This is a genomic window from Stenotrophomonas sp. 82F1 (assembly GCF_056861525.1).
Map to the genome: position 1 here is coordinate 140,361 of NZ_JBSPUD010000002.1, position 25,548 is coordinate 165,908.

A 25,548-nucleotide genomic window follows, 5' to 3' on the forward strand; every position below is an offset into this window, starting at 1 on the left:
CGCAGGGCGCGGCGTCACGGTCACTCGCCCGCGCAGCCGATGGTGGTCTCTGCTTCATTCAGAGCGCCCAGTGCGACACGTGACACCGACAGTGTCATCGCCCCCGCCGTTCCGATCGACCAAGGGCGATCCAGCTTGCCGACATCCGCACCAGCGGCCAGCAGGCACTTCAGCGGCACGCCCACGCGCGTCCATTGGCCCACCGGCAGCGTTGCCAGCGTCGGCGTGAGCGCAATGCGGGCCGAGCAGCCGGTGCCGCAGCCCACTGCCAACCAGGCCTCGCCGCGGGGTGCAGACTCCACCCGCAGTGTGGTCAGCAGCATCAGGTCGCCGTTGCTTTCACGCTGCAGGTCCAGCGCTGTGTGCGACTGCAGCATGGCAACTGCCTCAGCCTTGCCCGACCATGCAAGGCGGCGACCGTCCTCCTGCGCCAGATGGTCCACGCCAGTGACCTTGAGCAGATCGCCCTCCAGGGCCTCCGGCACCTTGGTGACCGTGACGCCCTGCCCCGTGCCCTTCTGCAGGCGCAGGGCCATGCCTGAACCGGCTTCGCCGCGCGCGAAGAACACGCCGGTAGCGCCTTCGTTGCCAGTCACGCCGGAGACTTCCGGCAGGGCTGCCAGATCGCCGTTGTCGGCGTAGGACAGTCCGAAGCCGAAAGCGAACTGCGGGTCGTAACCCTGCTGCCCCACGTTGTTGGCGTACTGCGTGGCCGTGCGCGGCCAGCTGAAGCTCAACCTGCCCTTGAAATCGTGCTGCACGCTGCCATCAGGCCCGCGCAGCAGCACGTCGGCAACGCCGGCACCTTCCGAGCCGGGCAGCCACGCTGCAACGAACGCATCCGCGGCGTTGATCTCGCGGTTGACCCACAGCGGGCGTCCGCTCAGGAACACGGCCACCACAGGGATGCCGTCGGCCTTCAGCCGTTTGATCAGGGCAAGATCCGCGTCGTCCCCCGGCTTGTACGCCAGGGTCGGCAGATCGCCCTGGAACTCGGCGTACGGGCTCTCGCCGAATACCACCACGGCCACGTCCGGCTTCGTCACATATTTCCCATCGACGGCAAGCACTGCCTCGCCACCTGCGGCGGACGCCTGTTGGGCGATACCCTCGTAGATCGTGTCTGCGTTGGGGAAGTCCTTGCGCGTGGTGCCGGTTCCCTGCCAGTTCAACGTCCAGCCACCGGCCTGCTTGCCCACGTCGTTGGCACCATCACCGGCGACCAGGATGCGCTGGCGGGGGGACAACGGCAGTACACCACCCTGGTTCTTCAGCATTACCAGTGATTCGCGCACGGCCTGCCGCGCGAGGGCGCGATGTTCCGGTGCACCGATCAGGGCGAACTGCCCGCCGACCGCGCGGGCGGATGGCTTGCCGGCCTCGAACAGGCCCAGTCGCATCTTCACCCGCAGGATCCGGCGCACGGCTTCATCCAGCCGTTGCTGGCTGATGGTGCCGTTCTTCACTGCAGCCAGCGTGGTTTCGTAGAAGCCTTTCCAGCTGTCCGAGGCCATGGCCATGTCCAGGCCCGCATTGATGGTGGCCGGGCAATCGGTGGTCGTGCATCCCTTGACCTGTCCATGTCCGTTCCAGTCGCCCACCACGAACCCACCGAAGTGCATGCGGCCCTTCAACGCATCGGTCAGGTACTGCCTGTGACCATGCATTTTTTCGCCGTTGACGCTGTTGAAGGACGCCATGACGGTCTGTGCGCCTGCCGCGATCGCCGGTGGATACCCGGCCGCGTGGATGCGCACCAGGTCTGCTTCGCTGATCCGGGTGTCACCCTGGTCCTTGCCATCGGTGGTGCCGCCGTCGCCGAGGAAGTGCTTCACCGAAGCGATCACATGACGACCATCGAGGAACGCGGGCGTACCCACTTTGCCCTGCAGGCCTTCGACCATTGCACCGGCATAGCTGGCCACCACCTCGGGCGATTCGGAATAGCCCTCGTAAGTACGCCCCCAGCGGTCGTCCTGCGGTACCGCCACGGTCGGTGCGAATGCCCACTCCATGCCGGTCGCGCGGGTCTCCAGTGCGGTGACTTCGCCGATCCGGCGCAGCAGATCCGGGTTGCGGGCCGCGCCCAGGCCGATGTTGTGCGGGAACAGTGTCGCGCCGATGATGTTGCTCTGCCCGTGCACGGCATCAATGCCGAACAGCACCGGAATCGCTTTGCCACCGGCGGAGGTGTCCATCGACGCTGCGTAGAACGCATCGGCCAGCGCCAGCCATTCGGCCGGCGCGGCATCGTAACGGCCACCGGGATCGGAATTGCCGCCGGCCAGGACCGAGCCCAACCGATAGCGGCGCACGTCGTCGGGCGTGATGCTGGCGATATCGCCCTGCACCAGCTGGCCGACCTTTTCCTCCACCGTCAGGGTGGCCATCAGGTCGGTGATGCGCTTCTCCAGCGCGGGGTCCTCGGCCAACGGCCAGGCGACCTGCGGCCACGGATCCGCCGTCGCGGCCGCAGGTCCGGCAACCTTCTCATCCTTGCCGCAGGCCGTAAGTGCCAGCAGCAGCGTGGTCAGCAGCACGCCAGCATGGGCGCGGCCAACGTGTCGATGGGTCATTGCGTTCATCCTTCCATCTGCTCCAGTTCCTTGCCCTTGGTTTCGTGCACGTACCTGAGCACGAAGAACACCGAAATGACCGCTGCCACCAGGTAGATGCTGTACGTGGCTGCCAGCCCGGTGGCGGCCAGCAGGATGGGGAAGGTCACGGTAACGGCGAAGTTGGCGGTCCACTGCGCCGCACCGGCCACTGCCAGGCCCGAACCGCGGATCTGGTTGGGGAACATTTCGCCCAGCATCACCCACATCACCGGTCCCCACGAGATGTTGAAGAACACGACATAGGCATTGGCCGCCACCAGCGCCAGCGTGCCCATGCCTGCAGGCAGCTGCAGGTGCGTATCGACCAACGAGCCGCTGGCGAATGCCGCCACCAGCACCGCCAATGACACCGCCATGCCGGCCGAGCCCACCCACAACAACGGCTTGCGCCCGATGCGATCGATCAGCAGCACGGTGACGATGCACGCACCGATGCTGAGCGCACCGGACAGCACGTTGATCAGCAATGCGTCGTTCTCGGAGAAGCCGACGGCCTGCCAGAGCACGGCACCGTAGTAGAAGACCACGTTGATGCCGACCAGCTGCTGGAAGGTGGCCAGGCCGATACCCACCCAGACGATGGAGCGGATCCGGCCGGTGCTCTTGCTGCGCAGGTCAGACAGCCGCGGCCGATGGTGGTCGGTCGACAGCGAAGCGTCGATCTCGGCAAGCTTCGCCTGCGCCTCGGCACCGCCGTACAGCCGCGCAAGCACCTGCAGTGCCTCGTCCTTGCGGCGCTTCACCATCAGGTAGCGCGGGCTTTCCGGAATGGTCAGCAGCAATGCCAGGAACAGCAGCGAAGGCACGGCCTGCATCCAGAACATCCAGCGCCACGCCGCATAGCCGCCCCACAGCGCCTCGGTGGAGGCACCGGCGGTGGCCGCCAGCAGGTAGTTGGACAGGAACGCGACGGTCAGCCCGCTGATGATGGCGATCTGCTGGACCGTGGCGAGGCGGCCACGGTAGCGTGCCGGTGCCACTTCGGCGATGTAGGCCGGCGAGATCACGCTCGCGGCCCCCACCGCGAAGCCTCCCAACACCCGCGCGGCGACGAACATCACCGAGGACGATGCGGCGCCTGCGCCGATCGCCGACAGCAGGAACAGCACCGCCGAGACGATCAGCACATTGCGGCGACCGAGACGGTCGGCCAGGCGGCCGGCACTGAAGGCACCGACGGCACAGCCCAGCAGCATCGAGGCGATCTCGAACCCCTGCATCCACTCGCCGGACCTGAACGCCTGGTGCAGGCCGTCCTGGGTGCCGTTGATCACGCCGCTGTCGAACCCGAACAGGAATCCGCCAATCGTCGCCACCACGCTGATCAGTACGATCAATCGGGTGTTCTCTCCACCGCTCATTGCCTGCTGCATTGCCCTGCCCCTCCCCGGTTCGGTGTCATCGATGCGAGCCGTCGCGCTCAACGCAGCAGGTACTGGTTGATCAGGTTCTCGTAGCGCTCCTGCTTGCCGCTGATCTGCCGTGGCTCGCCGCCCTTGGCACCCAGCGCAGCCAGCTCTGCGAGGCTGAGCGCGCCGCGCGCGAAGTCATTGCCGGCACCACTGTCGAAGCTGGCGTAACGCTCTTGGCGCCACTGCTCCAGCGGCGAATCGTTCAGCAGTGCATGGGCCACTTCGAGCCCGCGGGCGAAGGCATCCATGCCGCCGACGTGGGCAATGAACAGATCTTCCAGGTCGGTCGATTCGCGGCGCACCTTGGCGTCGAAGTTCAAGCCGCCTTCCAGACCGCCCTGGCGCAGTACCACCAGCATCGCGCCCACGGTGTCGTACAGGTCGGTGGGGAACTGGTCGGTATCCCAGCCGTTCTGTGCATTGCCGCGGTTGGCGTCGATGCTGCCGAGCAGGCCGTGGTCCGAGGCGACCTGCAGATCGTGCTCGAAGGTATGGCCGGACAACGTAGCGTGGTTCGCCTCGATGTTGAGCTTGAAATCCTTGTCCAGGCCATGCTCCTTCAGGAAGCCCACCACGGTGGCGCTGTCGAAGTCGTACTGGTGCTTCATCGGTTCCATCGGCTTGGGCTCGATCAGGAAGTTGCCCTTCAGGCCGATGCTGCGGCCATGGTCGCGCGCCATGGTCAGGAACCGCGCAAGGTGGTCGACTTCGCGCTTCATCTGGGTATTGGCCAGCGCGGCATAGCCTTCGCGGCCGCCCCAGAACACGTAATGTTCGCCGCCCAGTTCAACGGTGGCCTCCAGCGCCGCCTTCACCTGCACGGCGGCACGCGCCACCACCGCAAAATCCGGGTTGGTGGACGCACCGTTCATGTAGCGCGGGTGCGAGAACAGGTTGGCCGTGCCCCACAGCAGCTTCATGCCGGTGGCATCCTGGCGCGCCTTGGCAAGGCCCACCATGTGCTTCAGGTTCTTTTCGTACTGCGTGACGTCGTCGGCGTCCGGCGCCAGGTCGATATCGTGGAAGCACCAGTACGGCACGCCCAGCTTGGTGAAGAACTCGAACGCTGCATCCACCTTCGCCTCGGCGGTTGCCATCGGCGAGCCGGTCTCCCAGGGGAAGTGACGGGTACCCGGGCCGAACGGATCATGCCCGGCGTTGCAGAAGGTATGCCAGTAGCAGACCGCGAAGCGAAGATGCTCCTGCATGGTCTTGCCACCGATGACCTTGTCGGCGTCGTAGACCTTGAAGGCGAGCGGGTTGTCCGAGCCCCGTCCTTCGAAGGGAATGCGGCCGATGCCGGGGAAGTACTCCTTGGCGCCGATGAAGGGTTGCGTGCTCATGGTGCGTCTTCCTGTCGTTGTGCGAGGTGTCGCGGAAAGAGGAATCAGCCGCGATACAGCGGCGTGATGGCGTCGAGATGTCGAAGGAACCGGGCGTAGGCCGTGGCGTAGGCTTCGCTGCGCGAGGGGTCCGGGCGCGCGGACCGCAGCGGGTCGAGCGCAACGTGCCGGTCGGTGATCGCGGCGATCGAGGTGGCGTCACCGCGCGCGTGAGCGACGGCCCACAGCGCCTGCAAGGCCGCACCGAACGCCGCGCCTTCGGGCTGGGTCGGTACGTCCACCGGCAGGCCGAACACATCGGCCACCAGCTGCCGCCACTCTTCGCTGTTGCTGCCGCCGCCGGTCAGCACGATGCGGTCGAACTGCATGCCCGCGCCGACGAATGCGTCGTAGCCAAACTTCAGGGCGTAGGTGGCCCCTTCCATGGCCGCGCGGTAGATGTGCGCCGGCGTCATGTTGGTCGTATCCAGGCCCGCCAGCACCCCTTTGCCCTGCGGCAGGTCCGGCGTGCGTTCGCCGTTGAGGAACGGCAGCATCACCAGCCCGTCGGCGCCGGGCGGCGTGGCGTGCAGGTGGCCGTCGCCATCGCGGCTGCTGAAACCGAAGGCATCGGCAACCTGCCCGGTTACCACGGTGCAGTTCATCGTGCAGATCAGTGGCAGCCAGCCGCCGGTCGACGAGCAGAACGCGGCCCACGCGCCGTTGGGATCGACCACGGGGGTATCCGAGAACGCAAACAGCGTGCCTGACGTGCCCAGGCTCATCGCCAGGCGACCAGGCACGACGCAGCCAGTGCCGATGGCCGCCATCATGTTGTCGCCACCGCCGACGGCGACCTTCACGGTGGGCGGAAGTCCCAATGCCACGGCGGCCTCAGGCGCAATGTCGAACACCTCATCGGGTGCAGCGATGCGCGGCAGGCAGCCGGCAAGATCGCGCTGCGGATCGGTCGCGTGCAGCAGCTCGTCCGACCAGGTGCGGGTGCGCACGTCCAGCCAGCCGGTGCCAGACGCGTCGCCGTACTCGCAGAAGCGTTGGCCGGTCAACACGAAATTGAGGTAATCGTGCGGCAACAGGATGGTGGCCAGCCGGGCGTAGGCGTCGGGCCGGTGCATCTTCGTCCACGGCAGCTTGGAGGCGGTGTAACCGGCAAGCACCGGGTTGCCGGCCAGTTCGATGGTGCGTGCGGCACCGCCAACCGCGGCCATGATCTGCACGCATTCGGCCGCGGTGCTGGTGTCGCACCACAGCTTGGCCGGTGCCAGGACCTTCCCTGCTGCATCGATCGGTACGAAGCCATGCTGCTGCCCGGAGACCGCAAGCGCGGCAATGCGCGAGCGCAGCGCCGGATCGATTGCGGCAAAGCAGCCCTGCAGCGCGGCGACCCAGTTGTCTGGGCGCTGTTCCCGGCTGCCATCGGCGGCGCTGGTCAGTTCCAGTGGCGCGCTGGCGCTGGCAACGAGGCTGCGTGCATCAGGATCGTAGACGACCACCTTCAGGCTCTGCGTACCGGCGTCGATTCCTGCAACCAATTCCATCTACTGCACCCCGTAATGATGTGAAGGTAGCGCTACCAATTCTGTGCAACAGCACACACTGCGGCTACGCCACGGCCCGCCCCATTTGCCAGGCTCCCGGCGCAGCCTTGCAGTAGCGTTCGATGAAGTCCGCCTGCGACGGCATCTTCGCCACCGCTTCCTGCACCGGCTGCCGGAGTCGATGCAACAGCGTTCGCAGGTCCGCGTCGCTGATCGCGCGCGCAAGCGGATGCGGCGGTCCCGGCAGGATGCCCTGGCCCATCAGGACGCTGGTCCAGGAGTCGACCCGGAACAGCTCGCCGGGGTCCTGCCAGGCATGGGCCCGTTCGCGCCACGCGCGCAGGCGGACCTGCAGTGACTCGGGAAGCGCCATCTCGCGGCACGCCTTCCACATCGGCTCGACGCGCTGGTTGGCGTGGTAGTGCAGGATGATGAAATCGCGCACATGCTCCATCTCCTGGCGGCTGACGTCGTTGTACAGCGCCACCAGCGAAGGGGTGATGCCCTCGGACGGGAACAGCTGGATCAGGCGGACGACGGCGCTGATGGTCAGGTGGATGCTGGTCGATTCCAGCGGCTCGATGAAGCCACTGGCCAGCCCCAGCGCCACCACGTTGCGGTTCCAGGCCTGCAACCGGCGTCCGCTGCGGAACGGCACCAGCCAGGGATCGCGCAAGGGCCGTCCGTCGACATCACGGAGCAGCTTGGCCTGCGCCTCGTCATCGGACATGTGGCGGCTGGAGAACACCAGGCCGCAGCCGACCCGGTGCTGCAATGCGATATGCCAGCGCCATCCGGCCTCGTGCGCGATGGCGCGGGTGTAGGGCACCGGCGGCGTAGCCGCGTCGGTCTGCACGGCAACGGCACGATCGCTGGGCAGCCATTCGTTCCAGTCTTCATAGCCGGTATGCAGTGTCTGCTCGGTCAACAGGCCACGGAAGCCGGTGCAGTCGATGAACAGATCGCCTTCGATGACCTGGCCGTCCTCCAGCAGCAGCGATGCAACCGAACCGTCATCGGCATGCTGGCGGACTTCGCGGATCTTGCCTTCCACCCGCCGCAGCCCGTTGGCTTCGGCCTTGCCGCGCAGGAAACGGGCGTAGAGCCCGGCGTCGAAATGGTAGGCGTAGTTGACCTGGGGCTGGGTCTGCAGCGAAAACCGGTCGGCTTGGGAAGCGACGCTTTCCAGGCAGAAGTCGCCCAGTTCCGAAGGCATGCCGCGACGCAGGCTGTCCAGCCAGAAATGATGGAACGGCGTGGCCCACGTGCCCTGCCCGATCGTGCCGAAGGGATGGATGAAACGCTCACCCGGGCGACGCCAGTTTTCGAACGAGATCGAGAGCTTGAACGTGCCGGCGACCGCCCGCATGAACTCCTGCTCATCGATCTGCAGGAAGCGGTGGAACGTGCGGATGGGCGGCACGGTGGATTCGCCCACACCCACGGTACCGATCTGCTCGGACTCTACCAGGGTGATGTCCAGCTGCTGGCGGAACTGGTGCGCCAGCGCGCAGCCGGCCAGCCAGCCGGCAGTGCCGCCACCGGCGATCACCACTCTCCGGATCCGCCCTTGTGTAGTGTCCGCAGCGTTCAATGCGATGCTCCCCATCAGCGGTTGAGTCGACCCAGCAGCTGCGCGCGCATGCGCCGCGCCTGCGTCTCGTCGAACGGTGCCAGCTCCCCCCGGGCGGCTTCGGGCAGGTGTTGCCCTGCCCGCTCGCCGGGACCAAACACGTAGTAATCGAAGATCCTTGCCCAGGCCTGTTTCTCGCGTGCCGGTAGATCACGCAGGGCCCACATCGCGTGCTGCAGCGCCGGCAGGGGCGAGCCCAGGAAGGCCGGCGCGCTGCGCCACCAGTAATTCACCAGCACGTTGAACGGTTCCAGGCTGCGCACGTGGTGCCACCACAGGCCCGGGATGAAGATGGCATCCCCGGGTTCAAGCGTGGCGGTCTGCGCGCTTGCCATGGCATCACGGAAGCGCGGATGGCGGTCGACGTCCGGGCGTTCGAAGTCCACCGTGCTGACCACCTGTCCTCCCGGGGTCGGCTCCATCGGCCCCGGGTAGAGGTTGTCGATCTGCTCCGGCGGAAACAGGGTGAAGCGGCGCCGGCCCACCGCACAGCACGCCAGGTTGTCGGGGATGTCGTAATGGCAGGAGGCCGTCACCCGGTTGCCGATCCAGATGCTGGCCGAGGCATCGATGCCCTGCCCGGCCAGGCCGGCATCGTTGTGCTGCGCGAACCCGGGCAGCGCCCGTGCGATCAGCAGCGAAGCGACGTAGTAGGTGGGCGGGTTCGGCGAATCCAGATGATCGCCAATTGCGTCCAGCACCTCCGTCAGCACGCCACGCCGGACCTCGAAGTTCAAGCGGGTGAAGTCGGCGTTGTAGAACGGGCGCCCTTCGATCTCGGGGCCGCCGAAGGAATAGGGAACCGGCACGCCTGCGTCAAAGCCGCGAAGGTAGGCCATCGCCTCCTGCAGGGAACGTGCACCGGCCTGCACCAGCCCCCATCCGTTCGCGATGCCGCGCAGCACCACCGGTTCGCCGGCAGCCACCAGCGACTCCAGCGGCAGCGCCGTGGCATCGAGCCCTTCCAGGGTACGCATCGGGAGGCCGTCCAGCACCGGTCAGTTCCTGCCTGCCGCAGCAGCGGCATCATGCGCCCGCAGTCGCCGCTGCTTCTCGGCGATGAGGCGGCGCATGTTGTGCAGTGACGCCAGCATCAGATAGGCGCCTTCCAGATAGCCGGCGCGGTTGAGCGCGGCCAGCGCGGCACCGTCCAGCTGCGCCAGCCGATCACGGTCGATCGCGTGCAGGCCGTTGACACCGACCCGATGCTCCGGATCGATCCGCACGTCCAGCGTGACCGGTTGGATCAGCCCGTTCGCATCGAGGGCGGCGAACATCTCCGCGGCAAACGCATGGCCATCGTGAATGCCGCGCAGCACGCCGGCGACGTGTTCGAGATAAGGCGAGTTCCCTCCTTGCGGCAGGAACACCGGCTCCCCCTGCATCGCGCTCACGCGCGGATGGTCCAGATCCACATGCAGCACGGCCTCCCGGGTGAGCGCGCCATCAACGTGGTTCTCCTGGAAGCCGATCAGGAATGGCCCCTTGGCGGCCGCACCGGGCAGGTACGCCGCATTCCAGCGGCCGCCCTGCAGGAACAGGTTCTCGTGCTGCTCGAAGCCCAGCAGAGCCACCGACTGCCAGCCACCGGTGTCGGCATCCCTGCGCAGGAAGATCGGGTACTCCCGCTGCAATTCTGCAAATTCACTCGGGTACGCTGGCACCATGCCGACCGCATCGCCGAACTCCGGCCCGAAGCCGGTGGCAACGCGAAGATCGCGGTGGGCAACGTTGTTGAGCATTTCGTAACGCGGCATGGACGTGTCCCGTTCGGTCAGATGCCTTCAACCGGTGCAGCTGCCGTGGCAGCTGCACCCCCTACGGTTCAGAACTTGTAGCGCACGCCGAGCATATACCGCGGACTCTGGTCGGCCAGCTTGACGATCATCTGCGAGGTGCGCGAGCGCCAGCGGACATCCTCACCGGTCAGGTTGATCGCCTCCAGGCCGAACGACCAGTGATCATCCAGGGTGTAGTTCACGCTGAGATCCCACTGCTCATACGCCTCCACATAGTACGGATTGCGGCTGGCACCCTGGTTGGCCAGGATCAGGTACTGGTCGCGCCAGTTCCAGGCAAGGCGTACCGACCAGCCGTATTTCTCATACATCAGCACGGCATTGGCGGTGTCGCTCAGGCCGGTGAGTGAGAACTGGTCGATGCCCGGATCGCCGGCATTGTTGAAGCCCACATCACCGTCGACCAGGGTGTAGTTGGCCAGAATGCCAAAGCCGGTATCGCCGAAGAAGTACTGTCCACCCAGCTCCCAGCCGTGCAGCTTGGCCTTGTTCTGGTTGATGGGACGGTTGACGTTGAACTGGTAGAGCGGATCGGCAGCGGTGCCGTAAAGATCGTAGGCTGCCTCGGTGGCCAGCACCTGGGCGTCGGTGCCGTTGTAGGCGGCCAGCCCGGCCGGATTGTTGCGCAGCAGGGCCAGGGCGGTGAACAGCGAGGTGTCATTGGCCGAGCACGCTGCCGCGTTGGCAGCGCCCACCTGGGTGACGCAGGCACCGCTGTTGAGGAATGCCAGGGCCGCCTGCGCGTCCGGACCGGAGGTAGGATCGCGCAGGCCGTACAGATTTTCCTGGACAATGGTGTTGCCAACGAAGTTGTCGACCGATTTGTTCCAGTAGGTCAGCGACAGGTAGCTCGCGTCGGCGAAGTACCACTCCAGTGCCAGGTCCAGGTTGTCCGATTCCAACGGTTTCAGCTGCGGGTTCTGTGCAGTGCCGCTGGCCCGCGAGGACGGGTCGATCAGGACCGAGCCGAACGGCTGCTGGGCAGTCGGGCCGGCATACAGGTTGCCGATCGGCGCGCGCGCGATGCTCTTGCCGAACGAGACGCGTCCCTTCAGGTCCTCGCGAAGATCGATGCTGAAATCGAGGTTGGGCAGGATGTAGCTGTAGTTGCTCTTTTCGGTGAACGGCTGCTGCTCGTCGGACAACACCACACGGAAGTCGTTGTTGGACTGCCACTCGATCGCTTCCGGGATGGCGATGTTCGAGGTGGAGACAACGTCCGTCGTTTCATAGCGCACACCCAGTCGGGTATTGGTACGCATGCCGCCCAGCTCGCCATCCAGCTCAACCTGGAAGTAGGCCGACTTCGTCTTCTCTTCCACCAGGTTGTCGGCGGCGCGCTTGGGGCTCACGCCGAGGCCCACGCCATACTCGTTCGCCGCCCACTGCGCGAGGCGGCCGGCGTCGCCGCGCCATGCGTTCCAGCTGCTGGCACTGTAATCATCAAACAGACCGACGATGTTGACCGGCTGCATCAGGTCCATCAGCCCGCCGGCCGTGTCACGGTTGACGTTGGCTACGCCCCAGTCACCCAGTGTCGAATAGGCCTCTTCGGCCTGGATGCGATGGGTGGTGGACTTGCTGCTGTCCACGCCGAACTGGAAACGACCGCTGTCGAAGATCCACTCGCCATCCACGCGGCCCTGCTTGATCTCGCTGATCTGGGTCTGCGAGTTGACGCGCAGCACCTGGCTGCCGATCTCGCCCGGCACGAAGCCCGGGTTGACCACGCCGTTGGTATTGGCGGCTGCATCGGCGTTGGACGGGAACCAGACCTGGGTGCCGATCGGCAGGCCGTTGTTGAAGTTCAGCTCCTGCACCCATGAGCCGCCGCAATGCGGGCCGGTGGTGCAGTTGTTGGTGCCGGCGATGCTCATGAAGATGGAGCCACCGCCAGTGAGCGGGTCGTTCGGGCGGCTTTCGTTCTTCGAATTGTGCGCATCGAAGGTCAGCTTGAAGCGGTCGGTCACGTTCCATGCCGCATTGAAGCCCAGCGACCCCAGCTTGTACTTCTGCATGCTGCGCTGCTGCTCAAGGCCGAAGTCCTTGGTGCCGGCGATCTCGCGGATGTAGGTTGGGGTCGCTACCGCGCCACTGGTGTCGAATTCGACATCGGTGTAATTGCTGTTCTGCAGCCACATGCCCTGCTCGCCACGATTCTCGGTGATCTCGTTGGTCGAATAGGTGTAGTCCAGGGTCAGGGTCACTGCATCGGTCGGCGCGAACTGCAGCACCGCCTGGCCGTTGATGCGCTCACGTTCGAACTCGGAGAACGCATAGCGCAGGTCATTGGGCCGGGCGTACAGCGCGCCCACCGCCGGTGCATTGACTACCCTCGGGTTGCCCGGCATGGTGCCGGTCCAGGGCTGCACATTCCAGTAGTTCTCGGTGGCCTGCACCGAGCCGCCCTTGCGCTTCTGGTAGCTGGCGCTCACGCCCACGCCGAAGGTCTTTTCCGGATTGGTGTAGCTGAAGATGCCGGACAGCTCCGGTGTCAGGTCGTCACCGAATGGCTGGCTGCGGTCGGAGACAGCTTTCGCGCCGGCACTGGCGACGATGCCCTCATGGTCGAACGGCCGCGAGGTAAGGATGTTGATGGTGGCACCGATGCCACCGCTGGGGACATTGGCCTGGCTGGTCTTGTAGACCTCGATGCCGTTGATGGCTTCGGCAGCCAGCTGGGCGAAGTTGAAGGCGCGGGTACCGCCGTCGACACCACCGATGGCGACCTGCCCGGACGCACCGAATGCATCGGCGCCGGGCATCTGGCGCCCATTGAGCGTCACCATGTTGAACTGAGGGCCGAAGCCACGCGCCGTCACCTGTGCACCTTCACCGTCACGTCGTTCGATCGAGATGCCGGTGATGCGCTGCAGGGACTCTGCCAGGTTGGTGTCGGGGAACTTGCCGATGTCCTCCGCACTGATCACATCCACCACGCCGGCCGAGTCGCGCTTGATGTCCATCGCCTGGCTGAGGCTGTTGCGGATGCCGGTGACCTGCACGGTATCCAGCTGTTTCGGACTGGGCGGGTTCTGCTGCTGGGCGACAGGCGCGGCGGGTGACGTCTCCTGCGCGAATGCGGGATTGATGACCAGGACCCCACCGACAAAGGTGAACATGGCCCTGGAGGTGAACTTCGCCAGCGTCCGGCTCATCGACGAGCCCTCCGGCCTGGGGTACGACGGAACGAAAAAGCGCTCATGACTCTCCCCTCTGACATACGATCGAATGGATGTACCGCCCCTCCTGGGGGCACGCACGGGCGATGCCCGTCTTCCACACCGAACATCGCAGTGCGCTTTGCACCCACTGCGACTCACACTCGCTTTCAGACCTGCCGGAACAGCCGCGCGGTAAAGGGGGGGGGCATCCGCTGGCCTTACACCGGCCCAGTGGTAGCGCTACCATCGCGTCAGGGCGCAGACTACTCACCCGCAATCGCGCTTGTCATCATGCAGCGCAGCAAAGGGAATCGACACTTGAAGAACGGCCACAAAGCGGTCCGCCGGAAAGCGAGCGCCATCACCATCGATGACGTCGCTGCGCATGCAGGCGTTTCCGCCATGACGGTATCGCGCGTCATCAACGGCCATGCCGGGGTACGCGAGGGAAACCGCGAACGCGTCCTGCGCAGCGTGCACGCGCTGGACTACCGGCCCAACCTCGCCGCATCCGCACTGGCCGCCGCGCAGCGCACGTGCATCGCCTTGATCTACACCAATCCCAGCTCCAGCTACCTGCGCGAGCTGCTGGTCGGCGCACTGCGCGGGTCCACGCGGTCGGCGGCGCAGCTGGTGATCGCTGCATGGGATGAACTGGGCGCCCAGGCACGTCGCGAGGCGGCACGGCAACTTTCCACCACCGTGGCAGGGGTGATTCTTCCGCCGCCCCTGTGTGAGTCAAAGGACATCGTCGATGTATTCGTCAATGCCGGCATTCCCGCGGTCTCCATCGCGTCCAGCCGCTTCAGCGACAGGATTTCCTGCGTGCGCATCGACGACCGCCAGGCCAGCCATGACATGGTGGCGCATCTGGTCTCCCGTGGGCATACCCGCATCGGTTACATCAAGGGCGATCCGAACCAGACAGCCAGTGCGCATCGCTGGCAGGGCTACCGGGATGCCCTGGCCGAAGCTGGTATCGTCTACGACGGCGCGCTCGTCCAACCGGGCTACTTCACCTACCGGTCTGGACTGGAGGCTGCCGAGCAGCTGCTGACGCTGCAGCCGCCACCCAGCGCGATCTTCGCCAGCAACGATGACATGGCATCGGCGGTCGTTTCCGTGGCGCATCGTCGCGGCCTGCAGGTACCGGGCGATCTTTCGGTAGTCGGGTTCGATGACACATCCGCTTCGACGATGGTGTGGCCGGAGCTGACCACGATCCATCAGCCGGTAGCGGAGATGGCCGACAACGCGATGGACATCCTGTTGCGGGCGATCCGTCACTCCGCCTCGCCGGGACGCGCGACGGTCAATCACGTACTCGCGCACCGGTTGATCACGCGCGCTTCGGTATCGACACCGCAGCGGCCCTCTGCACTGCGGGCATCGCCGATTGCAACGCGGCAATCCGCTGACGCCGATGGGCGCGGCGGCTGAAGCACCGCCCCGGGCCCGGTTGCCCTACAGCCGCCGCATCATCAGCTGGGCTGAGCCTGGGCACAGTCCACTGAACTGCGTCGACGCAGCGATGAATCCAGGCGCTGCATCGCGCGCGACGCGCTCATAGCCAAGCTGCCCGAAGAACGGCGCTGATGTGGTCGTGAGAAGGAACACCGTCCTGCCGCCCGCCGCTCTGGCATGCCGCTCCAGTTCCTCAACCAGGTGCCGCCCCAGACCCCTGCCCTGCGACATCGGCCGGATAGCCAGCGAACGCAGGAGCACCACATCCCGGCTCGATTCGTAGCCCACACAGCCGAGCAGCTCTCCATCCAACGTCGCTGCCAGAAAGGTGATTGGCCTGCCTGCACGCAGATCCTCTGTTGGCAGGCCGCTGGCCTCCAGCAGGACCAGCACATCGGCAGACAACGCTGTCTCCATCACGCGCATGCGGCAGCCCTCTCTTCGTTCCGGCCCGGCGTGCAGCGGCAGCAAGCGCTCATCGCGCTCCCTGCGCGGCGTGGGCGCGGTCGCTGCTGGACGCCGCGTGTTGGCAGGGAAGCGCGGTCTGAAGCGCTTCGATGACCAGAGATGCGGCATCCTGCTGCAGTCGTTCGGCAGGCAACTGCCGGATGTGCGAAGCCACCCGGTCGACCAGTTCATGGGGAAGGATCTGCCCCTGGCCGCACCACTGCCCTCGGCCTGCGTCCGCAATACCCTGGATATAGGCGCTCGCGCGGGCGCTCGACAGGTCCCGGCACTGATCACTGCTGCAGAATCCGCTTTCGCCCTTGCCCTGCAGGAGCCTGGCCAGCTCTGCTCCGCTCACGAACCACGTGCGCGCAGCCGGTGCCGTCTCGGCCAGCGCGGACTCCGCCAACAGGCAGAGGCAGAGCACAAGGGCGGCGGGCACGCAGCGCGCTCTCCTGCCGACCGGATCCCTGCGGATGCCCGTGTCTGTCATCTAGTTCTCCTGGGCAGCATGGCCGCGCTCCTGGATACGGTCCAACTGATTGCGTGGAGTGAACTGCGGGTCGTCCGCTCCCTCCAGCATGAGCTCGACCATTGCATCGAAGGTTGCAGCGGTCTCGCCAGACTTCGCAGGCGTCATGAAGCCGGAATCGCCCTTGCCGGCGAGGTGGACCGCAGCAACCGTCTCCCGCTCGCCATCCTCGGCCCACAGGTAGTCGTGCACCAGTGCCTCGCCGTGCTCGCCAGGCTCAAGGAAATCGGCGGCGCCGCGCGCCATGGCCAGAAACACGACCAGGTCATGGAGGTTCTCGGAATACGTCAGTGACCCTGCAACGAAGTACGCCCCTGCCTGATCGTAGGCCGCAAGTTTGATGTTCTCCGCCTGCGCGGATTGCAGGATCGCGGCCAACGCTGCGCGATTGTCCGCATGCCGGGCCAGCATTGCATTGCAATCGGCGAGGAATTCACCCAGCTCCACATCACTGGACGCAGCCAGATCGGCGCCGCCGGGCAGGCGCCACCGGCCGGCGATCGATCGCCAGTCCTTCCACCTCGATGCCGCAGGCACCGGCGCGGCCAACCAGCGTGCAAGACGCTCGCGTGGCAGCCGCAGCCTGAGCAGGGCCGAATAGGGTTCGGACATGGCTCGCATCCATTCTCTGATCTTCGACAGCGAGGCTTGTACCAAACAACGTCAGCCAAGCCAACTGCCGCAACCGGGCACGTGCTGTTAACGCTCCCGCATTATGCTGACTGCCTCATTGGATTTCCGCGAGGCGCGCCCCTTGACCAAGCTGCATACCCTGATGATCGCCAGCTCCCTGTCTGCCTTCAGCCCATTGGCCCTGGCTGAATCCGTGAATCTCACTAACAGCGCTGACGGCGCCAACCGCGAGGCCGGCATTGCTGCGGTCAAGAAGAAGTTGCAGGACGCCTGCGCCGATCGCAAAGGTTCGCCCGACGCGGCGTCGTTCGAAGTGGTCTTTGAGAAGACCAGCGACAACCCGAACGTACCGAAGCCGTATTACGTGGACGGCAGGATGAAGTGCGAGTTGCCGGGGTAAGCGCGCGATGCCACCGGCGGCCGTGCCTGCATTACCCCCGCGGCGGCTGCGCGCCGCCCGGGGCCCATGCCGGAATCCCTAGCGACGCAGGGCGTCGATGATCACGCCGGTGGCGATCTCCACCAGCAGGTATTCCGTATCCGACTGCCGCACCCAGCGCTGACCGCGGCCGGGGTCGCGCAGACGGTAATGCGCGTAGTCGTCCACCCAGTAGCGCCGGTCAACCTCGGCCCAAGGCAAGCGGTCACCGCGGCGCCATGCCTTTTTCTGCCAGCCCGGCGGGGGTGCGTCGCGGTTGTGCGGGCCGCCTGCATGGGGCGGCGGTCCGTTGCCCCGTGCATGATGCGGCGGATCGGCCCAGGCAGGCGCAGCAACCAGGGTCACTGCCGCACCCAGGGCAATGCCAAGCAAACGTCCGGTTTTCATGGAGATACTCCCGGTCCAGCCGCGGCATGCGGCGTTGTGGCCCGGAATATAGAGCAGCGCCTGTGAATGAATCCGTGCGCCCGGACCGGACCCGATGGGCGTCCGCAAGCCCTTGTCAGCAGACTGCGCCAACGATCATGTTCAATCACCCGATTGTCGCTGGCAGTAGCGGGCAAATTCCTGAAGAAAGGCCTCCGCCGGTCCGCGATTGACCGGCTGCCTTACGGCATCGGCAATGGCCTCCGGCTCCATCTTCATGAAGGGGAAGCGCAGGAACAGTTCTTCGTTGAAGCGGGAGCTGATGGTCGACAGCACAAGCCGCAGAGCCGCGAGCATGTCGTCGCCGCGATGGGATGCGTGCACCAGCGCGATGGGCTTTGCAATCACAAGGTCGCCCGATACGAGCCAATCGATGGCGTTCTTCAGGCCGCCCGGAACGCCTCGAGCGTACTCGGGGGTTGAAATCAGAATGCCATCGCTGGCTTCAATGCAGCGCTTGAAGTGCACAACGCTGTCAGGCAAGGGCAGATCTTCAAGATCGGGAGAAAAAACGGGCAGTCCGCCGAGGCCGGCGTAGGTACTCAGTGTGATATCCGGTGGCGCGATTTCTTCCAGCGCCCTCAGCAATGCGGTGTTGGTGGACAGCCGGCGAGCGCTACCGGATAGGGCAAGGATCTTCATCCCGGCACGCTATCACAGGCACCTGCCGCCGTGTCCGGCAATGACCCGCAGCGCGCCCTTGCACGTGGCAAACTAGCGGTGGTCGTTCAACGTCCATTGATCATGCACGGATGCGCATAGCCCATGACACGTCTGCTCATCATTGAAGACAACCCCGAGCTGGTTGCAAATCTCTACGCCTTCTTCGAGCCACTGGGCTACGTGCTTGACGATGCGCGGGATGGTGCCACCGGCCTGCGCAGGGCAACGCAGAACGATTACGACGCCATTCTGCTTGACCTGATGCTGCCCCGCCTCGATGGCATGGCACTTTGCCAGACGCTCCGTCAGGAGTTCCAGAACCCGGTGCCGATCCTGATGCTGACCGCCCGTGATCCGGTGGAGGACCGCGTGCAGGGGCTCGCGTTGGGTGCGGATGACTACCTGGTCAAGCCCTTCTCCCTGAAGGAGCTGGATGCGCGCATCAAGGCGCTGGTCCGCCGCGCCCAGGGCCGGCAGGTCCAGAGTGTGCTGGACTGGGGCGATCTGCGCGTCGACACCCGTTCACCGCAGGCGTGGCGCCAGGGCCACCCCCTCAATCTGACCCCGACAACGCACAAGCTGCTGATGTGCCTGGTGCGGGCTGCCCCCGCGGTGGTGCGCAAGCAGGAGATGGAATACCTGATCTGGGGCGACGAGCCGCCTGAGAGCGGTGCACTGCGCACGCACATCCATGAGCTGCGCCTGCAGGTGGACAGGCCGTTCAACCCTGCACTCATTGCCACGGTGCACAGCGTTGGCTGGCGGCTGGACAGGCCGACACTGGCACCTGCGGAGTAGCCCATGCCGTTGACTACCCGCTCGCTGAGGTCGCTCTATCGAAGCATGACACTGAGAACGCGCATCACGGTGTCGTTCGTGCTGCTGATGGCCGGTGCCATGGGCTTCATCGTGCTGGTCGAACTGGTGGACTACGACGAGGTAAGAGCCTCCGTCGTTTCGATGACCCAGGACCGCGAGGTCCATCGGCTGCAGGCCGCACTGGCCAGTGGCGCGCAACCGGAACTGGCAAAGGGCAGCCAGCTGTATGACGCGCGCTCGGCTCCTCAGGTGCTGCGCAGATACGGGCCGGGCTACCACGGTGAAGAAGGCCCGAACGAATGGCATCTGCGGGTCTTCGAAAGCGACGGACAGCGCTACTACCTGCTGCAGGATGGCGAGCACTATGCCTACCTGGAGCATCTGATCAACGCCTTCGCGGCGCTGGTCATTCTCACCTGCGTGCTCTGCGCGTTCTGGATCGGCCGCCGAACCGCGACCCATGTCATCGCGCCCATCACCCGTCTGGCCGAGGCGGTGCAGAACAAGCACAAGCCCTTCCCCTACCAGGATGCGCGCGATGAGATAGGTGTGCTGGCGCGCGCTTTTGCCCAGCACAGCGACGAGCTTGAGCAGTTCCTGCAACGCGAACAATGCTTTGCAGGCGATGCCAGTCATGAGCTGCGCACGCCCTTGGCGATCATCGGTGGCGCGGCCGAGACACTGGTGCACCAGCTGCCCGCCGACAGCCACCTGGTGGCCAGCGCCGATCGCATCATGCGCACCACCCAGGAAATGCAGCGGCAGTTGACCTGCCTTCTGCTGCTTTCGCGTGACCCCAGGACGGTGCCGCGCAGCGTCGTGCCTGTGCGGGCACTGATCGAGGAATGCAGGGAGCGATGTGCGCCGTGGCTTTCGGGAAAGCCGGTGCGCTTGGTTCTGGATGCGCCGCAGGACCAGCAGGTGCTGACCAATGCAGAGCTGGCCCGTAGTGTGATCTGGAATCTGCTGCGCAATGCCTGCCAGTACACGGAAGAAGGCGAAGTGCGGGTCGAGCTGCGGAGTGCCACGCTGCGGATTGCCGACACCGGCCCGGGGCTGCCGACCAGCATCGATGCGCAGCAGTTCCAGCGTTTCATGCCCAGTGCCCGGCAGAGCGGTGAAGGCCTGGGCCTGTCCATCGTGCAGCGTGCGGTCGAGCACATGGGGTGGCAGATGACAGTCGAGACATCGGCGCAAGGCTGCCGGTTCACCCTGCAGATGCTCCCAGCGGCGCGCGGCACCTGACAGCTTCCTGACACAGGCCTGCACATCCTTGCCGGATTTCCACGTGAAGGCAGGACAGAAATGCAGCCAGGGCACCCCAATGGCAACGGCAAGTACCCGCACGGAAAGACCGGCCTGCGCCGCGTCTTCCATACCCTGATCCATTCGCGCGATGGCTTCATCGCCACCTTCCGCGGAGAGGCCGCCTTCCGCCAGCTGCTGTTGCTGCATGGCGCACTGGCGGTCGTGGCCTTCCTGCTGGAGGTCAGCCGAAGCGAGCGCGCCCTGATGCTGATGGTCTGCTTCATCAGCCTGATGGTGGAACTGCTCAACTCGGCCATCGAAGCAGTGGTCGACCGCATCTCGCTGGAACATCACCCGCTCTCCAAGAACGCCAAGGACATGGGCAGTGCGGCGCAGACCACGGCGCTGTTGATGGTCGCTACGGTATGGGCCGTGGTTCTGCTGGGCTGAGCACGAAAGCTGACAACTTCCTGATAAACGCATCCAGATACTGCGCGCACTTCTCGTACAACGGATTGTGCACGTGCGTCCATGCTTCAGACTTTCCCCTCATCATCCGATCGTGCTTGTGTGGTGCACCGCGTTGTTCTTCGCCACGCTGGGAAACATCGCCCTCTGGAAAACACTGTGGTCTGTCATGGACATCCATGACCTGCGCAGCACCCTGTTCTTCTTCAGCCTGCCGGTGCTGCTGTTCTGCCTGTTCAATCTGCTGTTCACGCCGATCGGCATCCTTCCCTATGTACGCAAGCCGGTACTGGCGCTCCTGGTTCTCATCAGTGCCGCGTGCAGCTACTTCATGCTTCATTACGGCGTGTTGATCGACCGCGACATGGTGCAGAACGCGCTGGAGACCAACCAGGCCGAGATGACGTCCTATCTCTCAGTCCCGCTGCTGCTGACAGTGCTGTTGTTGGGCGCCCTGCCCTCGTGTGTGCTGCTGGTGATGCGCAGTGGAAATGGCGGTCGCCCCTTGCGGGCGGCCCTGGTATGGCTGGGAAATGTGCTGGCGACATTGATGGTGCTTGCGGCGGTGACGTTTGCGTTCTACAAGGAGTACTCGTCGCTGCTGCGCAACAATCGCTACATCCGTGAACAGGTGCTGCCGCTGAATGTGGTCCGCCACACCTATGGTTATCTCAGGAGCAGCTACAGCGCCAAGGCGCAGCCATTGCGGGCTGTCGGCGAGGATGCCACCCGCATCGTCGGAAAACGGCCCCGCCTGGTGGTCGTGGTGGCTGGCGAGACGGCACGAGCACAGAACTTCCAGCTCAACGGCTACCCACGCCCGACCAATCCGTATCTGTCACGCAAAGACAACGTCATCAGCTTCGGCGACGTTTCCTCCTGCGGTACCGCAACGGCCGTGTCGCTGCCCTGCATGTTTTCGCAGATGACGCGGTCGCAGTACGACGGAGTCGCTGCGGCATCGGAAGAGAACGTGCTCGACATCCTGCAGCGGACCGGTGTCAGCGTGCTTTGGCGCGACAACAACAATGGCGGTTGCAAGGGTGTGTGCGAGCGCGTGCCCACCGATGACATGCCTCCGCTGAAAGTGCCTGGATTGTGTGTCAACCGGGATGGCACCTGCCATGACGAAATCCTGCTGCACCAGCTGGGCGCTCGCATCGAGGCGATGCCGGGTGATGGGCTGATCGTGCTGCATCAGCTGGGCAGCCATGGGCCCACGTACTTTGAACGCTATCCGGCCGATGCCAGGACATTCAGCCCCACCTGCGACAGCAACCAGATCCAGAAATGCAGCAATGAAGCGCTGGTCAACACCTACGACAATACGCTGGTCTATACCGACCGACTGCTGGGCAAGGCCATCGACCTCCTGCAGACCTACGCGGACCAGCGCGATGTAGCCCTGATCTATGTGTCCGACCATGGCGAGTCGCTTGGCGAGCACGGCCTGTATCTGCACGGGACGCCCTACTTCATCGCGCCACGGGAGCAGACCCAGGTGCCGCTGGTGATGTGGTTCTCTCCTGCCTTCGCGACCCATGCACGACTTGAGGTTGCCTGCCTGCGTCATGCTGCGGGCACCAGATCCTACAGCCACGACAATCTCTTCCACTCCCTGCTGGGGCTGTTCGATATCAGCAGCGGGGTTTACGAGCCGGGCCTGGATGTGTTCGCGGGCTGCCGCCTACCCTAGCGTGGTCGACTGTCACAGTGTCTCCGCCAAACGCAGTACGTCCATGGGAAACGCGGCGTAATCGTCGAGCGGCGCGCTGTGGCTGTCCCGCCGGTGGATCTGCCTGACCGCGACCACGCCCTTGTCGGGAACAATGACCAGGTGCTGGCCGAGATAGCCGTTGGCTGCGTATGCCGCTACAGGCCCCCGGTCGATGTCGAAGATGTCGCTGAGTTTCAGTCCGCGCCCGCTGATTTCGGCAGCGTAGCGCTGTGGCCAGGCAGGTCCCAGGCGTTCGGCCAGGAAGCTGATCAGCGCTGCCTTGCTGTCGAACAGACGGGCCTCGGTGGCCAGCAGCACCTCCTGCATCCCGGCGTCCACGCTGCGGGCAGACAGGAAGGCTGCTGCCGCTGATTTCAGCCGGTAGTGCTCCCAAGCGGGGATGCGCCACCACAGCAGGCCGACATCGGGGGAGCGTGCGCTCTCGGCGGTCATCAACGCCACCGAGCGTTCGCTCAGCAACCGCTTGCCGTCCGGGGCGACGCCACCGGCCAGCATCAGTCTTCCGATCGCCGCCAGATCAGGGGCTGACAGCGATAGCCCGGCCATGCCCAAGGGCGTGCCGGCCTGATCCTTCATCCATGCATGACCGGAGATGCCGAGTGGCTTGAACAGCCGTTCGTCCAGGTAGACATCCAGCGGCTTGCCGGCAAGCCGTTCGACGATGCCCGGCAGGAGATTGGTGGCCTTGTTGTTGTAGGCGAACGTGGTGCCTGGATCGGTGGACACCTCGGCCGCCAGCGCCAGCTTCACCAGATCCGGTGCGCCCTCCAGTTCCACACCGGCGTTGGCTACGTTCTGCAGTCCGGAGGTGTGGTCCATCAGCATCCTGATCGTGATGTCCCGCTTCCTGCCCTGCCGCCATTCCGGGTAGACAATGCTGACCGGCTCGTCGATGGAAGCGAGCTTGCCGTCATCGAGCAGCAGTCCGATGGCCAGGGCGACGACGGACTTGGTCGCCGACATGAGGTGAATCCGTTCTTCACCGGCGGCGGGTGCGATCTGCAGCAGGACAGCGCCTTCTCGCTCAACGAAGACCGCGTCGGAATGCGCATTGCGGGCATTCTGCTCGATCACTGCAAGGGCGTCAGGCGTGTTGGCGCCGGCCACCCAGGGGCGCAACGCGAGGAAGACTATGCAGACGAATAAACAGGCTCTCATGGCGGGCTCCTCCATTGGACAGGTACAGGATGACTACATTTGTAGTCATCGTGCAGTGCATGAAGTCATGCGCCGACCGGGTGCCTTCACCCACGCCCGGGCGGCGCCTGCCAGGCATCCGACGGCCTTTGTGCATAGGCGCGTACGAAAAGCGCGACCGTGGCATGGCTTCCAGACATGGGCGTTGCCCCATTTGGCAGGCCATGCTCTGCAAGGATGAGCCTGAGAAACTTCTCACTGTCACTGGAATGCGGCGAACATGCAGAGGCCGTCGCCATCGCCTGCGCGGCGAGATCGAAGTACGGCTGGAGCACCGCACGCCAGTGCTCCATGTAGACAGCGCGGGCATGATCTGAACGCGAAAGCGCACTGCAGAAGGCCTGGCATGAAGGGTTTGCCGCCAACCGTCCGATGCCATCATTGATCCGCATCAGCGCATCGCCAAGATCCAACGTTCCATGCATGTGCAGCCCAGCAACCGGCAAGGATGCCAGATGGCTGTCCATGACCGCCCCGTAGAGCTGCGCCTTGTCACGATAGTGGGCATAGATCGTGACCTTGCTGACGTCACAGACCTCAGCGATGCGCTTCATCGTCGCGTTCTCAAACCCTTCTTCCGCAAACACAGTGCCGGCTGCATCCAGTATCCAACGTCGGCTCAACGCCCGTGCACCTTCCCAGCGCAGGGCGGTTTTGCTTGGGAGGCCGCTGGAGCGAACCACGCTCACATCCGCCTGAACAATGCACTGGCATTCACGCCGCCAAAGCCAAATCCATTGGTCAACGCGAACTCGATCTCCGCTTTCCGCGGCCCGCCGGCGACGATCGAAAGCCCGTCTGCCAACGGATCCGGGCGGTCGAGGTTGAGCGTCGCCGGCGCAACCTGATCGCGCAAGGCAAGCACCGTAAAGATTGCTTCGATGCCGCCAGCCGCCCCGAGCAGGTGCCCGGTGCTGGACTTGGTGGCAGAGATGAGAAGATCTGGACGGGCGCCGAACAAGGCACGCATGGCCGCAAGCTCTGCCCGGTCCCCCACCTGGGTCGACGTCGCGTGCGCATTGATGTGGTCGACCTGCTCAGCGGAAATGCCCGCCTGCGCCAGCGCGATCTCCATCGCCCTGCGGGCGCCACTGCCGTCGTCGGGCCCCGCGGTCAAATGGTAGGCATCCGAGGTGGTGCCGTAGCCGACCAGCTCGGCCAGCGGGGTGGCACCACGCGAGCGCGCGTGATCCAGCCGCTCGATCACCAGCAGCCCCGCCCCTTCGGACATGACAAACCCGTCCCGCTGCTCGTCAAACGGGCGGGACGCTGCCTGCGGTGTGTCATTGAATGACGTGCTCAGTGCCTTGGCAGCGGCGAAGCCACCGAGGCTGACCCGGTGCATTGCTGCCTCTGCACCACCGCACAACGCGATGTCCGCCTCACCGGATCGGATGAGGCGCGCCGCGTCGCCGATAGCTTGGACACCCGCTGCGCACGCGGTGACGGGTGCACCCTGCGGGCCCTTGAATCCGTAGCGTATGGACGCCTGCCCCGCTGCCATGTTGGCCAGGAACGTGGGCGCAGTGAATGGCGACAGCCGGCCGGGGCCGCGACTGTCCGTGGTGTGGACCGCCGTGACGATCGATCCGAATCCGCCGATTCCCGTAGCGATCACGGTCGCTGTTCGCAGCAGCCCCTGTTCATCGGCCTCGTTCCAGCCAGCCTGTGCAAGCGCTTCATGGGCGGCGACCAGCGCGAACTCAACAAACCGGTCCATCTTCTTGAGGTCTTTCGGTGCGATGATGCCGGCGGAATCGAAGCCCGCCTCGGGATCCTGAATCCGGTCTGGCACGCGGCCGCCGACTTCGCAGCCGGTTCCCGCGGCAAGCTCGGCACCCAGCGACCCGATCCCGGAGCGCCCGGCCAGGAGGCGCGACCAGACGGTTTCAACTCCACAGCCGAGTGGACTGACCACGCCCATTCCGGTCACCACAATGCGGTCTCTGTCGGCAGTACTCATGTCT

General features: G+C 65.1%; 22 protein-coding genes. 6 read left to right on the forward strand and 16 right to left on the reverse strand.

Annotated elements, in window-relative coordinates; genetic code table 11:
- Positions 1–20: 20 nt before the first annotated feature.
- The 8 genes from AC13GI_RS03035 to AC13GI_RS03070 all read right to left on the reverse strand — a co-directional run bounded on the left by AC13GI_RS03035 (position 21) and on the right by AC13GI_RS03070 (position 13,501).
- Positions 21–2,576 carry a glycoside hydrolase family 3 N-terminal domain-containing protein gene (locus AC13GI_RS03035; protein ID WP_482995449.1) on the reverse strand — a complete coding sequence of 852 codons (2,556 nt, stop codon included), beginning with the start codon at positions 2,574–2,576 and terminating at the stop codon, positions 21–23.
- A gap of 5 nt (positions 2,577–2,581) precedes the next feature.
- A complete protein-coding gene (locus AC13GI_RS03040) occupies positions 2,582–3,991 on the reverse strand; it encodes a sugar porter family MFS transporter (RefSeq protein WP_482995450.1) in 1,410 nt (469 codons plus the stop codon).
- A 47-nt stretch (positions 3,992–4,038) separates the two neighbouring features.
- A complete protein-coding gene (xylA, locus tag AC13GI_RS03045) occupies positions 4,039–5,373 on the reverse strand; it encodes a xylose isomerase (protein WP_099818470.1) in 1,335 nt (444 codons plus the stop codon).
- Between the two features lie 44 nt (positions 5,374–5,417).
- Complete coding sequence (gene xylB, locus AC13GI_RS03050) at positions 5,418–6,911, reverse strand: xylulokinase (protein ID WP_482995451.1); 1,494 nt, start codon at positions 6,909–6,911, stop codon at positions 5,418–5,420.
- Positions 6,912–6,975: 64 nt separating this feature from the next.
- The gene (locus AC13GI_RS03055; protein ID WP_482995452.1) at positions 6,976–8,520 is read right to left on the reverse strand and encodes a tryptophan halogenase family protein; all 1,545 of its coding nucleotides are present in this window, start codon (positions 8,518–8,520) and stop codon (positions 6,976–6,978) included.
- Positions 8,520–9,539, reverse strand: coding sequence for a cupin-like domain-containing protein (locus tag AC13GI_RS03060; RefSeq protein WP_230109535.1), 1,020 nt, complete (start codon positions 9,537–9,539; stop codon positions 8,520–8,522). The genes AC13GI_RS03055 and AC13GI_RS03060 overlap by 1 nt, the downstream gene beginning before the upstream one ends.
- Before the next feature lie 3 nt (positions 9,540–9,542).
- Positions 9,543–10,301: a SapC family protein gene (locus AC13GI_RS03065; RefSeq protein WP_099818473.1), complete on the reverse strand. Its 759-nt coding sequence runs from the start codon at positions 10,299–10,301 to the stop codon at positions 9,543–9,545.
- Positions 10,302–10,369: 68 nt separating this feature from the next.
- Positions 10,370–13,501 carry a TonB-dependent receptor gene (locus AC13GI_RS03070; protein ID WP_482995453.1) on the reverse strand — a complete coding sequence of 1,044 codons (3,132 nt, stop codon included), beginning with the start codon at positions 13,499–13,501 and terminating at the stop codon, positions 10,370–10,372.
- A gap of 408 nt (positions 13,502–13,909) precedes the next feature.
- Between AC13GI_RS03070 and AC13GI_RS03075 the strand changes: the two genes are divergently transcribed.
- A complete protein-coding gene (locus AC13GI_RS03075; RefSeq protein WP_243379790.1) occupies positions 13,910–14,947 on the forward strand; it encodes a LacI family DNA-binding transcriptional regulator in 1,038 nt (345 codons plus the stop codon).
- 24 nt (positions 14,948–14,971) lie between these two features.
- On the opposite strand, the gene arsN2 is transcribed toward AC13GI_RS03075, so the two are convergent.
- The 3 genes from arsN2 to AC13GI_RS03090 are packed head-to-tail and all read right to left on the reverse strand — an operon-like array spanning position 14,972 to position 16,562.
- A complete protein-coding gene (gene arsN2, locus AC13GI_RS03080) occupies positions 14,972–15,442 on the reverse strand; it encodes an arsenic resistance N-acetyltransferase ArsN2 (protein ID WP_482995454.1) in 471 nt (156 codons plus the stop codon).
- Positions 15,443–15,446: 4 nt separating this feature from the next.
- A complete protein-coding gene (locus AC13GI_RS03085) occupies positions 15,447–15,911 on the reverse strand; it encodes a Rap1a/Tai family immunity protein (protein ID WP_482995455.1) in 465 nt (154 codons plus the stop codon).
- Positions 15,912–16,562, reverse strand: coding sequence for a hypothetical protein (locus AC13GI_RS03090; protein ID WP_482995456.1), 651 nt, complete (start codon positions 16,560–16,562; stop codon positions 15,912–15,914).
- Positions 16,563–16,704: 142 nt separating this feature from the next.
- Here AC13GI_RS03090 and AC13GI_RS03095 point away from each other — a divergent pair, with 142 nt between their 5' ends.
- Positions 16,705–16,983 carry a hypothetical protein gene (locus tag AC13GI_RS03095; RefSeq protein WP_482995457.1) on the forward strand — a complete coding sequence of 93 codons (279 nt, stop codon included), beginning with the start codon at positions 16,705–16,707 and terminating at the stop codon, positions 16,981–16,983.
- 78 nt (positions 16,984–17,061) lie between these two features.
- Here AC13GI_RS03095 and AC13GI_RS03100 read toward each other — a convergent pair whose 3' ends face one another.
- Together AC13GI_RS03100 and AC13GI_RS03105 are read right to left on the reverse strand one after the other, a co-directional pair.
- Positions 17,062–17,409 carry an RcnB family protein gene (locus tag AC13GI_RS03100; protein ID WP_025877128.1) on the reverse strand — a complete coding sequence of 116 codons (348 nt, stop codon included), beginning with the start codon at positions 17,407–17,409 and terminating at the stop codon, positions 17,062–17,064.
- Positions 17,410–17,550: 141 nt separating this feature from the next.
- Positions 17,551–18,090 carry an NADPH-dependent FMN reductase gene (locus tag AC13GI_RS03105; protein WP_482995458.1) on the reverse strand — a complete coding sequence of 180 codons (540 nt, stop codon included), beginning with the start codon at positions 18,088–18,090 and terminating at the stop codon, positions 17,551–17,553.
- Between the two features lie 123 nt (positions 18,091–18,213).
- Between AC13GI_RS03105 and AC13GI_RS03110 the strand changes: the two genes are divergently transcribed.
- The 4 genes from AC13GI_RS03110 (at position 18,214) to AC13GI_RS03125 (ending at position 22,342) form a co-directional block, all read left to right on the forward strand.
- Positions 18,214–18,909 carry a response regulator transcription factor gene (locus AC13GI_RS03110; RefSeq protein WP_099818481.1) on the forward strand — a complete coding sequence of 232 codons (696 nt, stop codon included), beginning with the start codon at positions 18,214–18,216 and terminating at the stop codon, positions 18,907–18,909.
- Between the two features lie 45 nt (positions 18,910–18,954).
- On the forward strand, positions 18,955–20,175 hold the full coding sequence (locus AC13GI_RS03115) for a sensor histidine kinase (protein WP_482995459.1): 1,221 nt from the start codon (positions 18,955–18,957) through the stop codon (positions 20,173–20,175).
- Between the two features lie 60 nt (positions 20,176–20,235).
- Entirely contained in the window at positions 20,236–20,628 is a 393-nt protein-coding gene (locus AC13GI_RS03120) for a diacylglycerol kinase (RefSeq protein ID WP_380652116.1), read from the forward strand.
- 118 nt (positions 20,629–20,746) lie between these two features.
- A complete protein-coding gene (locus AC13GI_RS03125) occupies positions 20,747–22,342 on the forward strand; it encodes a phosphoethanolamine transferase (protein WP_482995604.1) in 1,596 nt (531 codons plus the stop codon).
- A gap of 12 nt (positions 22,343–22,354) precedes the next feature.
- Here the strand turns inward: AC13GI_RS03125 and AC13GI_RS03130 are convergent, their stop codons facing one another.
- The 3 genes from AC13GI_RS03130 to fabF form a co-directional block, all read right to left on the reverse strand.
- The gene (locus AC13GI_RS03130; RefSeq protein ID WP_243379795.1) at positions 22,355–23,557 is read right to left on the reverse strand and encodes a serine hydrolase domain-containing protein; all 1,203 of its coding nucleotides are present in this window, start codon (positions 23,555–23,557) and stop codon (positions 22,355–22,357) included.
- 71 nt (positions 23,558–23,628) lie between these two features.
- Positions 23,629–24,204 (reverse strand): TetR/AcrR family transcriptional regulator, encoded by a 576-nt coding sequence (locus AC13GI_RS03135; RefSeq protein WP_482995460.1) that lies wholly within the window; start codon positions 24,202–24,204, stop codon positions 23,629–23,631.
- Between the two features lie 62 nt (positions 24,205–24,266).
- Positions 24,267–25,544: a beta-ketoacyl-ACP synthase II gene (gene fabF / locus AC13GI_RS03140; RefSeq protein ID WP_482995461.1), complete on the reverse strand. Its 1,278-nt coding sequence runs from the start codon at positions 25,542–25,544 to the stop codon at positions 24,267–24,269.
- Positions 25,545–25,548: the final 4 nt, after the last annotated feature.

Coding starts and splice junctions, on each gene's coding strand:
- AC13GI_RS03035 (WP_482995449.1), bottom strand. CDS start 2,576: ATGACCCATCGACACGTTGGCCGCGCCCATGCTGGCGTGCTGCTGACC.
- AC13GI_RS03040 (WP_482995450.1), bottom strand. CDS start 3,991: ATGCAGCAGGCAATGAGCGGTGGAGAGAACACCCGATTGATCGTACTG.
- xylA (WP_099818470.1), bottom strand. CDS start 5,373: ATGAGCACGCAACCCTTCATCGGCGCCAAGGAGTACTTCCCCGGCATC.
- xylB (WP_482995451.1), bottom strand. CDS start 6,911: ATGGAATTGGTTGCAGGAATCGACGCCGGTACGCAGAGCCTGAAGGTG.
- AC13GI_RS03055 (WP_482995452.1), bottom strand. CDS start 8,520: ATGGGGAGCATCGCATTGAACGCTGCGGACACTACACAAGGGCGGATC.
- AC13GI_RS03065 (WP_099818473.1), bottom strand. CDS start 10,301: ATGCCGCGTTACGAAATGCTCAACAACGTTGCCCACCGCGATCTTCGC.
- AC13GI_RS03070 (WP_482995453.1), bottom strand. CDS start 13,501: ATGAGCCGGACGCTGGCGAAGTTCACCTCCAGGGCCATGTTCACCTTT.
- AC13GI_RS03075 (WP_243379790.1), top strand. CDS start 13,910: ATGACGGTATCGCGCGTCATCAACGGCCATGCCGGGGTACGCGAGGGA.
- AC13GI_RS03085 (WP_482995455.1), bottom strand. CDS start 15,911: ATGACAGACACGGGCATCCGCAGGGATCCGGTCGGCAGGAGAGCGCGC.
- AC13GI_RS03090 (WP_482995456.1), bottom strand. CDS start 16,562: ATGTCCGAACCCTATTCGGCCCTGCTCAGGCTGCGGCTGCCACGCGAG.
- AC13GI_RS03100 (WP_025877128.1), bottom strand. CDS start 17,409: ATGAAAACCGGACGTTTGCTTGGCATTGCCCTGGGTGCGGCAGTGACC.
- AC13GI_RS03105 (WP_482995458.1), bottom strand. CDS start 18,090: ATGAAGATCCTTGCCCTATCCGGTAGCGCTCGCCGGCTGTCCACCAAC.
- AC13GI_RS03110 (WP_099818481.1), top strand. CDS start 18,214: ATGACACGTCTGCTCATCATTGAAGACAACCCCGAGCTGGTTGCAAAT.
- AC13GI_RS03115 (WP_482995459.1), top strand. CDS start 18,955: ATGACACTGAGAACGCGCATCACGGTGTCGTTCGTGCTGCTGATGGCC.
- AC13GI_RS03120 (WP_380652116.1), top strand. CDS start 20,236: ATGCAGCCAGGGCACCCCAATGGCAACGGCAAGTACCCGCACGGAAAG.
- AC13GI_RS03130 (WP_243379795.1), bottom strand. CDS start 23,557: ATGGAGGAGCCCGCCATGAGAGCCTGTTTATTCGTCTGCATAGTCTTC.
- fabF (WP_482995461.1), bottom strand. CDS start 25,544: ATGAGTACTGCCGACAGAGACCGCATTGTGGTGACCGGAATGGGCGTG.